A 13,516-nucleotide genomic window follows, 5' to 3' on the forward strand; every position below is an offset into this window, starting at 1 on the left:
TTAATATGTCATTCTTGCAAAAGCGGGAATCCAGTAATTAAACGGTGCATACACAGTAAGTTTTGAAAATTAAAAGCTTGATGTATCGCGCTTTTTTCTGGATTGCTGCTTTCGCAGGAATGACATATTAATCATGCAACAAAGCCTTCTCTTATAAATCTAATTTTAACCCTGCTCTAACTATAGCTGAGGATTTTAAAGGCATACCTTACCTAAACCGATAAATTCAACTTTGACTAAGTTATTAGCTTTAACTCCGACACCGTAAGACTTAAATTTTTGATTTTTGCCGTAATTAATATTAACTTGCATATATTTGTTATCAACAACAAAATGGTTAACTAAACCACACTCTAAACCGTATGGAGCAAGTATCGCTCTAGTAGCCGGTAAATATTTAACCGGTCCTAATTCAATCATCGGAATATTATTTAAGTTAATAAATGAATATCCTGAATAGAATAAAAACGGATCAAATAAATCTAAATAAGCATATGAAAAAATTTTATTTTTAGTAATATAATTTTTACCGTATATGGAGTTAATCGCTTTTACATATGTATTTATATCATCACCGCTTTTATCTTTGCCATCAAACTTAGTACTAAAAATATAACTTGTTTGCTCTAGTCTTGTCCATAAATAACCTATACCGTAAGTAGGATTAATTTTGTTACTTGCCATGTATCTATCTTTAATATTTTCAGATAACAAATAACTTGCTTGCATGCCCCCTGTATCTATAGCAATGTGCTTATGAACTTGCAAAGAATTAAAATCTTTAGTTTTAAAATATGTTGTACCCTCAAAAGGATCTACTTCATATTTTGTTACTTTTAAATCAACTTCTTTGCTCTTGCTCCATAACCTCCTATTTCATGATTACCTACCATAATCCAAGATGTAGCAGTAAATCTTGTAATATAACGTAAGATCTTCATAGCTATATTATCTGAATCGGCAAACATAGCATCATCTAATTGACGGTAACCTTCAATTAATGACATAGCAACATTGCTACTCGCTCTTGAGGACATATCTTTATCATACGTCACTACATAACTATAATTTTTTTAGAATTTTCTTGAATTGTTATATTGTCATCAATATTTGATGCAGTTACTAATACTGTTGATGAATACAAAAAACAAGCCGCAATGGTTAAATTTAATTTCTTGTAAAGTATTTTTTTAATATACCAAACTTGTGTATGTCCTTGACTTCTTTTGAAAATCTTCCTAATGTCTTAAATAATAGATATTAAATAATTTAAAATTTATGAATAAAAAATCTATCCTTCGGCTGAAGCTGCTCTTGAAGGACTTCTTTATGACGGCATGACTATAATGTCGGGCGGATTCGGTCTATGCGATATTCCTGAAAATTTAATAAATGCACTTCTTAAAAGCAATGTTCAAAATTTAACAGTTATAAGCAATAATTGCGGTGTTGACAACTTCGGACTTGGGCTTCTTATTCAAACTAAACAAATAAAAAAAATGATTTCTTCGTATGTCGGAGAAAATAAGATTTTTGAGCAACAATATCTTGATAAGGTTTTAGAGCTTGAGCTAAACCCACAAGGAACTTTAGCTGAACGAATTAGGGCTGCTTGTATGGGAATTCCGGCTTTTTATACTAAAACAGGTATAGGTACAATTGTAGAGGAAGGTAAAGAAACAAAGGAGTTTAACGGCAAAAAATATATAATGGAAACTGCCCTTCAAGCTGACCTTGCTATTATTAAAGGCTTTAAAGCTGATAAAAGCGGCAACGTGATTTATAATAAAACTGCACGAAATTTTAATGCAGTCATGGCAGGTGCCGCTAAAGTTACAGTTTGTGAAGTAGAGGAAATAGTTAAGGTGGGAGAGCTTGACCCTAACAATATTCACACACCTAATATTTTCATACAGCGATTAATAGTAGGTAAAAAATATGAGAAACGTATTGAGCAATTAACTGTCAGGGAAAAATAAGATATGCCTTGGAGCAAAGAAGAAATTTATCAAATAACCGCAGAGGAACTTAAAGACGGATTATATGTCAATCTTGGTATAGGTATGCTTACGCATGTAGCAAATTATATACCTCAAGGAGTGAATGTAATATTTCAAAGTGAGAACGGTATGCTTGGTATGGGACCATTTCCTTACGCAGGAGAGGAGGATCCTGATTTAATTAACGCCGGTAAGCAAACTATTACTGCTATTCCTGAAAGCAGCTATTTCGACAGTAGCTTTTCATTTGGGATGATTAGAGGTTCGCATGTCGATTTAACTATTTTATGTGCTATGCAAGTCTCACAAACAGGCGATCTTGCCAACTGGACTATTCCGGGTAAAATGGTTAAAGGTATGGGAGGAGCTATGGATTTGGTCGCTAACACCAAAAGAGTAGTTATTATAATGGAACATAACGCAAAAGATGGCGGTGCTAAATTATTAAAAGAATGCAACTTTCCGTTAACAGGTAAAAAAGTAGTTAACAGAGTCATTACCGATCTTGGAATTTTTGATATTGATAAAGATGAAATGATATTAGTTAGACAAGCTGACGATGTTACTATTGAAGAAATAAAGTCTAAAACTGAAGCCGAGTTTATAGTTAATTTATAATATGGAGAATAACATGGTTAAAGTAGCTATCGTAAATATTATAGTAGATACGGTCATACTGCAAAGTAGCTGAAACACTAAATAAGAGCATAAAGGAAGCAGGAGCAAATGTTTCTTATACAAATAAATAAAGATAAACCTAATAATCTCGATTGAGATTTATTAGACAATGCAGATGCTATCATTTTTGGAGTCCCAACCTATATGGGTAGTTTAGCCAGATCGTTTAAAACATTTATGGAAGCTACCTCAACTAGATGGGCACAACAAAAATGGAAAGATAAAATAGCTGCAGCTTTTACTAATTCTGCTTTTTATTCAGGTAATAAATTTGCAGTATTCAGCAGCTATTTCACTTCGCTATGCAGCATTGTATGATTTGGGTCGGGCAAGCTGAAACTGCTCCGAATTTTTCTGATCATGAGATGCCTGATCCCAATAAAATTCACCGCTTAGGTAGCTGGTCAGGACGTATGACTCAATCTAACCACAAATCTTCTCCTGATATTACTCCTACTCAAGGCGATTTAAAAACTGCTAATTTCTTTGGTAAAAGAATAGTTGAAATAACTAAGAAGTTTAAAGGGTAGATTTATATGGTGTTTTATGTCATTCCCGCAAAGCGGGAATGACATTTATTATCTAACAAATGATGGTTTTTGTGAGTTCCTATTATTAATTTTTTGAGCATGCGTAGTCATTTTAGCATCTCGTTCTCCTTTAGTTTTAAGTATTTTTGATTTATTCCTATTAACACTAACATCACTCCAGTTACCACTATCGCTTTCACTGCTACTACTATCACTCACCTCTATAGCAACTCTTCGTGCGAAAATTGATTCAAGTCCACTAGGTTTGTTAACATTCTGAGCAGGCTTACTATGAGGATGTGCAACCGGTTTTCCTGTATTAGGGTCAAATTCAACTTTTTTTAGTTTTTTTGGCCCTGCTAGTTCTCTCATTAAATCAAAAGTATCTATAGAAGGACTTGGTTGATTTTCCAGTTTTTTAACCGTAGTAGATTCTACAGGCTTAGATAATGTCTTAGCCGGAGCCATAGGCGGTGGTGGAGGTGGAGGTGGAGGTGGAGGTGGAGGTGGTGATGGAGTGTTATTTTCCGGTAAAGGAGGTGGAGGTGGAGGTGGAGGTGGTGATGGAGTGTTATTTTCCGGTAAAGGAGGTGGAGGTGGTGATGGAGTGTTATTTTCCGGTAAAGGAGACGGTGGTGTTATATTATTTTCCAAAGGTTTAGCTAGGGACGCATTTGCTAATATTGGTTCTTTTTGTGAAGCCATGTGATTTGTAAGGTTACTTACTATCTTTTGTAACTTCTCATTGTCAGGTAATTTTGCAATTATATCCTTAATATTTCTTTCTTTATTTTCAATTAATTCCTCAAATTTATGCTTCGTTTTATATAATTGTTCATCAATCTTTCTAATTGTTCTAGTATTACTCTCTTTGTTTTTTGCTAAAACCTGCTCACTATTATTTACAAAAACATTTTTAACATTTTGCCAAATATTATTTAACTTTTCAAAAAATGTATGAGGTACTTCTGCCCTAATTTCAGCAACCTGTTTTTGTATTTCTTTAAGTTCTTTGATATTAGAATTTTCGGATATTAAATTTTGGATGTTTTGTTTTGTAGCATTTAAAGAATTATATTGTTTCTCTAGTGCTTCAGCATTAATGAATTGTAAGGGATTTGTCATATGTAGAGATGAGAATCTTTCAGGTTTACTCTTATAACTAAAAAATACTTCCGATAATCTTGCTCTTTGATCTTTAGATAAATCTTTCTTTGTTAAATCCTTAAAATTTTTTTCGATTTCTTCTTGTAATGCTTGCTTTAAAGGTGCAGATTTTTCCGCTATATTATATATCTTATTATCAATATCTTTTAATATTTTATTATTATACTTTATTGCTTCATTTGTTAACTGTTCTTCACTTTTTATCAAAATATACTTTACATTAGAAACTGTTTTTACAAATCTTTTAAACCAAGGCAACGATCTATTATGTTCTTTTTCTAGTTGTTTAGTTTCATTTTGTATTTCGATTAAACCTTGCAACTGCTTATTTTGTTTGCATAATTCATTTACTTGGCTCAATATAGTATTTAAAGCATTATTTTCTTGTGCTAATAATTTATTTATATCTATTTCTTTAACCATGCCATACACCTAATATAAATTAATATCAGTATTATAGCAAATTTCTTGTACAAAAGCAAAGAGAAAGTTAATTTATGTAATGTATTTTGATAAATAAAAGATAGATAAACGAATATAGTTAACGTAATTTTAAGGATGATAAGCCTATAAGAGCAAATATAACTGAAATAATCCAAAATCTTATTACGACTTTTGATTCTGGCCAGCCGTGTTTTTCAAAATGATGATGGAGCGGTGCCATTTTAAATATTCTTTTTCCTTTAGTAGCTTTGAAGTAATATACCTGTAAAATTACGGATGCCGTTTCAATAACAAACAAGCCGCCGACTATAGCTAAAACTATTTCATGCTTAGTAATAACGCTAATAATACCAAGCACACCGCCAAGACTTAGACTACCGGTATCGCCCATAAAAACTTCTGCCGGTTGTGCATTAAACCATAAAAATCCAAGGCAGCTACCGACTAATCCCGCACATAACACCGTTAACTCTCCGGTATTCGGTATATAGGTTAGCTGTAAGTAGTTCGAGTAAATTAGATTTCCTACTAAATAACTTATTAAAGCAAAAGAACCGGCAGTAAAGGCAATAGGAACGGTAGCAAGACCATCAAGCCCATCCGTTAGATTCACGGCATTAGAAGAGCCGACTATAACAAATATAGCAAAAACTATATAACAATAACCAAGATCCAAACTTAAATTTTTAAAAAACGGTACGTTAAGTAAATAACTTGGACTTTTATCTAGATATTCTAGTAAAACACATATAATGAAGCTAATAATTCCTTGAAGTAAAAGCTTACTTTTTCCTCTTACTCCGTAATGATTATCTTTAGTTACCTTAGCATAATCATCCATAAATCCTATAATACCGAAACTAATAAAACCAAATAACGTAATCCAAATATATTTATTCGTTAAATCAGCAAGTAATAAAGTAGAAAGACAACTAGACAAAATAATCATAATGCCCCCCATTGTCGGAGTACCTACTTTTGTTTGATGCGATTCAGGTCCGTCTGAGCGTATAGGCTGACCGTTTTTTTGAAGAGATCGCAGAAATTCTATTAATATCGGACCCGTGATAAAGCTAAGGCTTAGAGTTATAATAATAGCAAGACCGCTACGAAAAGTAATATAGTGAAATAAATTAGCTATATGTGAATTATGGATATGAGGGAGTAAAAGATTGTATAACATTTGTAGATTTAAATTTAAAAGTATATTTTGATGTTATTCATTGTGCATGGATACTAAATCGTCATTGCGCGCAGTCTACGACTGCGCGGCAGCAATCTCGTCAAACATCCTGAGATTGCTTCGTCAATTACTACGTAATTTCCGCGCAATGACGGGCAACCAAACCACACAATATTAAGAATATCCTAGTGTATTTATTTATAATAATCAACAATCTTATCAAGTTTTACGCCTCTTGACCCTTTTATTAGAATCAGCTCATTACCTTCAAATAAATCCGTAATATGCGTAATTAATTCATCAACATTTTTAAAGTATTTTTTAGCTATTTTGGAAGGTAGTAAATCATTAATATATTTAGTATTTACTCCTACTAAATAGACCTTAGAACAAGCAGCATCTAATATGTACTGTACTAGTTTCTCATGTAATCGTTTAGAATTTTCCCCTAGCTCTAGCATATCACCTATTATAGCAGTTTTATTCTCGGCAGGTACTTGTTTTAAATATTCTAATGCAGCTTTCATTGACTGCGGACTTGCGTTATAGTAATCACAAATTACACGACAATTTTGTATATTGATAATTTCCCCTCTTCCTTTAGTAGGAGAAATATTTGCTAAGTGATTTGCAGCTATCTCTATATCTTTACCTAATATATCGATAATTAAAAGTACACCGGTATAATTTTCGGTAAAATGCCGAGGAATAAACGGTATCGTTACATCTAAGACTTTCTTATTTATCTTATACTTTAAGTAGACTTGCTCTCCTAGGTTCTCATATAAAATTAATTCTGCTGAAGTTTTAGCTGATCTACCAAAGCTATGTATATCGGTGATAGAAAGGTTTGTTAATATCGATAATATTTTGTTATAGCAATTAGTATCGGCATTAATAACGGCAATATCATTTTTGCTAAAATTTGCAAAAATCTCACATTTAGCTTCAGCTATCTCTTCAAGCGAGTTAAAAAATTCTAAATGAGCCTCTGAAATATTAGTAATCATGGCAATATTTGGCTTTAATATTTGAACCAGCTCTCTTATTTCACCTTTATGGTTCATGCCAAGCTCAAAAATAGCATATTCCGTATCATCAGCCATTGAAGCAAGATTAATAAGCATACCGAGTTTGTTATTGAAGTTACCTCGGCTAGCAAAAACTAGAAAATCATGTTGTAATAATACTTTCAGTGCTTCTTTTGTAGAAGTTTTACCGACGCTGCCTGTTATAGCTATAAATTTAGCTTTTGAATTCTCTCGTTTATATAAAGCCATTTTTTGTAGAGCTTCAAAACAATCATCGACTAAGATAATTTTATCTTTATCATTGATCTCTACTCGCTTACTAATAATTACGGCTGCTGCTCCTTTATCTATTGCATCTAGAACATAATCGTGACCATCTCTATTACCTTGAAGTGCTATAAATAAATTACCTTTTTTAACATCTTTGGAATTAAATTGCACTTCATTACAACTTATAGAATTAGAGATTGTTATACCGAGAACAGCACTTAAAGTTTTAGAGTTCCAGATCATATGTTTTTGTTATTTATGTGTTGTTGTATGGCGTGTTTATGTCATTCCCGCGTAGACGTGAAGCCAGTAAACATATAAAAAGCAAGCTTTTTATATGTTTATTTTATCAAATATGTAACTTCTGTATTAATATTAAAGTTATTTTTCTGGATCCCCGCTTCCGCGGGGATGACATCAAGGTTTTTTTAAAACTGTCCGGTACTATGGGTCAAGCCACGGGATGACAAACTTTTACACACTTCCTCACAACCTCAGCATCATCAAAAGGTAATTTCTTATCGCCTATAATTTGGTAATTTTCATGACCTTTGCCGGCAACTAATAAGATATCATCTTGTTTTAAATTATTTATACCGTATTTAATAGCCTCTTCTCTATTTGCTATTTCTGTATAATCTGCTTTCTCTATACCGCTTATGATTTCAGCTCTAATAAGCTTTGGGTCTTCATGGCGTGGATTATCATCTGTAATTATGATGGTATCGGCACGTTTTGCGGCTATTTGCCCCATAAGACTTCTCTTTGCCTTATCACGATTACCGCCGCAGCCAAAAATTACGCTTAGCTTACTATCACGTAATTTAATATTTTTCAGTTCCGTTAAAGCTTTTTCAAGAGCGTCCGGAGTGTGGGCATAATCAACGAAGATATTAGTGTTATCTATTCTCTCCATTCTGCCTTTTACTGCTTTAACTTCTACTAAAGAATCTATAACATCATCAAAAGCAAAACCAATATAATGAATGCTAAGAACAGCAATTAATAAATTACTAGCCTGAAAGCTACCAATTATCGGGTATTAAAATTATATTCTCTATTATTAAATGTAAAATTAATATTTTGTCCTTTTAAAGAACCGTTAAGTCTAGTTATTTCTAAATCACCTTTTGTCCCAACGGTTATAAATTTAATATTATGATTATGTAGATAATCTTTAACAAACTCTATTTCTTCTATATCAGAATTTAATATTGCGATACCGTTCGGTAATAAATGATTTATAAATAATTTCAGTTTGGCTAATAAATAATTTTCTTTTGTATGGTGGTAATCTAGATGATCCTGACTAAAGCTAGTAAAACATGCGATATTCACTTTTATTTCCCTAAGTCTTGCTTGATCAAGACCATGACTAGAAGCTTCAAAAACTAAATATTCTATACCATTTTCAGCTAAATTATGAGCAATTTTTCTAAAGCTTAAATAGTCTAAAGTTGTTAATTCCGGTACATCATTTATAAGATTAACGCAGCCAAATATTTCTACCCCTATCGTACCTATAGATGCTGCTTTTTTCCCAAGTAACGAATATGTTTGAGCTATATAGGATACTACCGAGCTTTTACCGTTAGTACCGGTTACGGCTATTAGATCCTTTGGTTTTTTAGGATAGAATATTTCTATGGCTTCATATAAAGCTGCCTGCACATCTTTTACGTAAATTACTTTATCTATAACAATATTTTTTTTATTGTCCGTAATTACTAATACTGCACCTTTGCTTAAAGCATCCTTAATAAAATCATTTCCATCAGTATTCCGTCCTTTAATCGCAAAAAAGATATCTTTATCCTTAACGGTTTTAGAATTAATCGACAAACCTTTTACGTTATGTTGTTGAAATAATTGCTTTAGGTTATGGGACATATTTATTATGTTAAAAACGTGTTACCGTCATTGCGAGGAAATTGCATAGCAATTGACGAAGCAATCTCAAGAGTTTGTTATTATTTCATGAGATTGCCACGCAGCATACGGCTGCTTGCAATGACAGAGCAGGAATGACATCGAGTCTACACCTCCGATAAATTCCAAAGTAGTTGATTTGCCTCAACAATTATATTTTTATCTACTAATTTCTTGATATACACTAATTTATTATCTGGTTTGATTTTTGCCTGATTAGAGTAAGTACTAACGAATTTTATAATTTTATCAGTCATATCGGCATTTTTATAAAATTTAATCACAAATCCGTTATCTCCTGAATCTAGATTTTCAATATTTAACTTAAAGCATAATAGTTTTATTTTTACAATATCAAGTAAATTATTAAATTCAATCGGTAGTAAACCGAATCTATCAATCATCTCATCTTTAAATGTCTCTACTTCTATCTCATTACTTAAATTACCTATTCTTCTATATAGTCCAAGTTTAAGAGCTGCATCGGCTACATAATTATCTGGAATAAAGACGGATAATCCCAAATTAATAGTCGGGATAAAGGGTTGTTCTGAAACAATCGGTTCATCTTTAAAAATAGCTATTTGTTCTTCCAGCATTTCTTGATATAGTTCTGTACCTACTTCTTTAATTTGTCCTGATTGTTCTTCACCTATCAAATTACCGAAACCTCGTAAATCCATATCACGGCTTGCAATAGTAAAACCTGAGCCCAAAGCACAACTATTTTGTATTATCTCTAAGCGTCTTAAGGAGTGCGATGTCATCTTTTTATGACTTGCTACCGTTAGATAGGCATAACCCCGCATTTTACCTCGACCTATGCGACCACGCAATTGATATAGCTGACTAAGACCCAGCATATCAGCATTATGTATGATCATGGTATTTGCCTCGGCTATATCAATTCCTGATTCTATAATAGTAGTTGAGACTAGTATATCGAATTTGCCGGCATAAAACTCGCTCATAACCTCATCAATTTTACTCGGAGTCATTTTTCCGTAAGCTATTTTATAACTTAATTCCGGCACGATTTGTTTTAATTGTTTTGCGATATCCTCTATATCTTTAATTCTTGGAACTACATAAAAACTTCTTCCGCCTCTAAAATGTTCGCGTAATAATGCATCTCTGATAATAACGGGATCATACGGCATAACCGAGGTATGAACTTCCAGCCTGTTTAGAGGCGGCGTTGCAATAATGCTAAGTTCTTTTAAACCGGTCATTGACATTTGCAGCGTTCGAGGAATCGGTGTTGCCGACATTGCAAGTACATGGGAAGAGGATTTTAGCGATTTAAGAAATTCTTTTTGACCGACACCGAAATGTTGTTCTTCATCGATTATTAACAATTTCAAATTAAAGAATTTTATATTTTTATGTAATAAAGAATGAGTGCCTATTATTATATTTATTTTACCGCTTTCAAGCTCCGATCTTATAATTTTTGCTTCTTTAGAACTAATAACGCTAGATAATTGCTTGATATTTAAACCAAAACCTTTGAACCTTTCTATGAACCTTGAAAAATGTTGACTACATAAAATAGTTGTCGGTACAACTACGGCTACTTGAGGTAAATGTTCATTTAGAGATTTTGCTACCATAAAGACGGCACGCATTGCTACCTCTGTTTTGCCAAACCCGACATCACCGCATATTAACCTATCCATTAACATACCGTTTCTTAGATCTTCTTTAATATCGTTTATAGCGATTAATTGGTCTTCCGTTTCGCTGAAAGGAAAATTAGCACAAAATTTATCATATTCTTCAAGATCAAATTCAACGGAAGCACTACTATTAAGTTTCCTTTTAGCTGCTATTTGTATTAAATGCAGTGCTATCTCTTTTATACGCTTTTTAAGCTTTGCCTTACTTCTTTGCCATGAAACGCTACCAAGCTTATCAAGCTCCGCATTATCATTGCCGTATTTTTTTATTACCTCTATACTTTCAACTGGTATATATAATTTATCATTGCCGGCATATAAAATCTTTAAAAAATCATGTGGTTTGCCTTTGATTTCTAAAACTTCTAGCTTTAAAAACTGCCCTATTCCATGATCTTTGTGAACAACAAATTCGCCTTCAGCTAAATTATCAAGCTCCAGCAAGATATTTTTAAGTTTTTTGTTAGTGTTTGTAGAGCTAGGTTTTTCTTCTAATAATTCGCTAGCGGTAATAAATAAATATTCTTTCGTATAAAAGCTTTGATTTAAAGGAATTATCGCGACATTTATTATTGAAGCCTTAGCCTCATCTAATTTATTTATCTCATTATATTTATATTCATAATTTTGAATTATGCTTTTGATTCGCTCAAAACTACTTAAAACGCTTGAGCCTATAATAATTTTCTTATGAGAATTTGCTTTAATAACCTCAAATAATTTATCGGAAACCGTTTTCTTTTCTATAAAACTTGTAGCAGCGATATTTTTAATTAAGCTAGCTTGCTCTGAGTTTTCAAAAGTAAGTAGTATATTATTTTTTTGTTCTAGTAATGCCGTTATTTCAGAAGCGGTAAAATATAAGCTAGTCGGTGAAAGGGTGGGATAGAAACTATTAAATTTAAGTTTATTTGCCTCTGACCTTGCCGAATAAAAATCGTTATAACTATGTTCAAATTCTAAAATGGCTTGTTTTGACAAATGATCGAATATGAAAATAGGATCGTTTAAATAATCTATTAAGTTAGAGCAGGAATCGTAAAATAATGGGAGTAATTGTTCATATCCTGTGAATTTTCTTCCAGATATTACCGCCTCATATAAAACATTATCAGTATGATTAACTCCAAAATTTCGTAAGTAATTATTCTTAAAATTACCTATAGTTTCACTATTTAAAACTATCTCATTTGCAGGACTAATAATAAGCTCCCTGCAGGATTTAGTCGAAATTTGCGTATCAATATCAAATTCTTTTATTGATTCAATATAACCCCAGCTAAAATGAATTCTATAAGCTTTAGGACCGGACAATATTATATCAATGATTTCGCCTCTAACCGCAAATTCCCCGACATCGATGCTACTCGCATTTCTTGTAAAACTATTGTCTACTAGAAACATAACAAGCTCATCCATAGTAAATTTCATTTTAGGGGATAATTTCAAAAAATATTTAGAAAAAAAATCTTTCGGCGGTAATTTGTTTAATAAGTTCACTGTATGAGTGATAAGTACTTTGTTGCTATTACTATTATTTGTTGTTAGCTTGATTAATGTTTCTGCACGTCTAGATAAGATATTTGCATTTGGTGACGTATGGTCATAAGGGATGGTATTATAGCTTGGAAAGTAATAAATATTTTCATTAGAAGAAAAAAATAAAGCTTGCTTGTATAATTGCAACGCCTCCTCTTCATTACTCGCACTCAAGATGAAATCTTGCTTAAGATTCTTAGTAAAATTATCAATTGTAAAGAAAGATTTGGCAGCCGCCGGAAATTTTTGTTGTAACATTCTACAGGAGTTTATATTTTTGCTATTTTGTGTAATTTATCAATTATTTCGGCATCTAGATAAGAAGGAGCAGAAGATTTATTATTAATCCAATTATAAAGATCATTATCATTTTGATCAAGTATTAAAGAATAGCTTCCAAGTTTTGTTTCATCCATTAAGGATAGGTACTTTTCGGCAAAGCTACCGAGTATATAATCCATTTCTCTGCAACCGCGATTTTTACTACGGTAAAAAAGTTTCTTTTGTAAAGAGTTTTTATTTAATTTATTCATCTATAACATCTTGCAAAATTTTTTTATAATAATATTATTAAAATAATCAGATACCAAGATCATTTTAAAATGCTTTAATAATTCAGCACTCTAATAAATCCATTCTACATGGGTAAAATTCTATTAACTTTTATTATCAATAACAGCAAAAAAGCATAAATATGTCGGTTCAAAATATCTGTTCTACAAAAGCTTATGATATGCTAATTTCAAATGATAATGCTTTTCTTGTAGATGTTAGAACTAGAGAAGAGTGGCAGCAAGTGGGGATACCTCATTTAGATAATAAAAATAAGGTGATCTTTCTAAGTTGGCAATTGAATAAAGATTTTGAAGATAATTTTTTATCTATCGTTAACGATAAAATTCATGCAATAATATTTTTTCTGTGCCGTTCAGGATATAGGTCATTTATCGCAGCAAATTTTATAACTAATATAGGTTATAAAAATTGTTATAATATTAGTGACGGCTTTGAAGGAAATAATCAAGATAAAGGCTGGAAACAAAATAACTTACCGTGGCAGTTTTAA

The 13,516-nt window shown here is 32.0% G+C and carries 12 protein-coding genes and 1 pseudogene; 5 read left to right on the plus strand and 8 right to left on the minus strand.

Features of this window, described 5'->3' with window-relative positions:
- Positions 1-195: 195 nt before the first annotated feature.
- Both ACSFFC_RS07360 and ACSFFC_RS07365 read right to left on the minus strand, forming a co-directional pair.
- Positions 196-768 (minus strand): hypothetical protein, encoded by a 573-nt coding sequence (locus ACSFFC_RS07360; protein ID WP_041472227.1) that lies wholly within the window; start codon positions 766-768, stop codon positions 196-198.
- A 68-nt stretch (positions 769-836) separates the two neighbouring features.
- A complete protein-coding gene (locus tag ACSFFC_RS07365) occupies positions 837-1,055 on the minus strand; it encodes a hypothetical protein (protein ID WP_231564143.1) in 219 nt (72 codons plus the stop codon).
- Positions 1,056-1,337: 282 nt separating this feature from the next.
- Here ACSFFC_RS07365 and ACSFFC_RS07370 point away from each other — a divergent pair, with 282 nt between their 5' ends.
- The 4 genes from ACSFFC_RS07370 (at position 1,338) to ACSFFC_RS07385 (ending at position 3,208) form a co-directional block, all read left to right on the plus strand.
- Entirely contained in the window at positions 1,338-1,979 is a 642-nt protein-coding gene (locus ACSFFC_RS07370; protein WP_014410893.1) for a CoA transferase subunit A, read from the plus strand.
- Positions 1,980-1,982: 3 nt separating this feature from the next.
- Positions 1,983-2,618 (plus strand): 3-oxoacid CoA-transferase subunit B, encoded by a 636-nt coding sequence (locus tag ACSFFC_RS07375; RefSeq protein ID WP_014410894.1) that lies wholly within the window; start codon positions 1,983-1,985, stop codon positions 2,616-2,618.
- A gap of 204 nt (positions 2,619-2,822) precedes the next feature.
- Entirely contained in the window at positions 2,823-2,996 is a 174-nt protein-coding gene (locus tag ACSFFC_RS07380) for a flavodoxin family protein (protein ID WP_004997979.1), read from the plus strand.
- On the plus strand, positions 2,993-3,208 hold the full coding sequence (locus tag ACSFFC_RS07385; protein WP_004997978.1) for a hypothetical protein: 216 nt from the start codon (positions 2,993-2,995) through the stop codon (positions 3,206-3,208). The genes ACSFFC_RS07380 and ACSFFC_RS07385 overlap by 4 nt, the downstream gene beginning before the upstream one ends.
- Before the next feature lie 48 nt (positions 3,209-3,256).
- On the opposite strand, the gene rickA is transcribed toward ACSFFC_RS07385, so the two are convergent.
- The 6 genes and pseudogenes from rickA to ACSFFC_RS07415 form a co-directional block, all read right to left on the minus strand.
- Positions 3,257-4,798, minus strand: coding sequence for an Arp2/3 complex-activating protein RickA (rickA, locus tag ACSFFC_RS07390; protein WP_045817004.1), 1,542 nt, complete (start codon positions 4,796-4,798; stop codon positions 3,257-3,259).
- 118 nt (positions 4,799-4,916) lie between these two features.
- Entirely contained in the window at positions 4,917-6,002 is a 1,086-nt protein-coding gene (gene mraY, locus ACSFFC_RS07395) for a phospho-N-acetylmuramoyl-pentapeptide-transferase (RefSeq protein WP_014410896.1), read from the minus strand.
- Positions 6,003-6,196: 194 nt separating this feature from the next.
- Positions 6,197-7,546: a UDP-N-acetylmuramoyl-tripeptide--D-alanyl-D-alanine ligase gene (locus ACSFFC_RS07400; protein ID WP_014410897.1), complete on the minus strand. Its 1,350-nt coding sequence runs from the start codon at positions 7,544-7,546 to the stop codon at positions 6,197-6,199.
- Between the two features lie 208 nt (positions 7,547-7,754).
- Positions 7,755-9,193 (minus strand): annotated as a pseudogene (locus ACSFFC_RS07405) (UDP-N-acetylmuramoyl-L-alanyl-D-glutamate--2,6-diaminopimelate ligase).
- A gap of 146 nt (positions 9,194-9,339) precedes the next feature.
- Positions 9,340-12,708, minus strand: coding sequence for a transcription-repair coupling factor (gene mfd, locus ACSFFC_RS07410; RefSeq protein ID WP_014410899.1), 3,369 nt, complete (start codon positions 12,706-12,708; stop codon positions 9,340-9,342).
- Between the two features lie 11 nt (positions 12,709-12,719).
- A complete protein-coding gene (locus ACSFFC_RS07415) occupies positions 12,720-12,983 on the minus strand; it encodes an FAD assembly factor SdhE (protein ID WP_004997963.1) in 264 nt (87 codons plus the stop codon).
- A gap of 161 nt (positions 12,984-13,144) precedes the next feature.
- Between ACSFFC_RS07415 and ACSFFC_RS07420 the strand changes: the two genes are divergently transcribed.
- The gene (locus ACSFFC_RS07420) at positions 13,145-13,516 is read left to right on the plus strand and encodes a rhodanese-like domain-containing protein (protein ID WP_004997961.1); all 372 of its coding nucleotides are present in this window, start codon (positions 13,145-13,147) and stop codon (positions 13,514-13,516) included.

It is taken from the genome of Rickettsia parkeri, assembly GCF_051427245.1.
Classification (GTDB): domain Bacteria; phylum Pseudomonadota; class Alphaproteobacteria; order Rickettsiales; family Rickettsiaceae; genus Rickettsia; species Rickettsia rickettsii.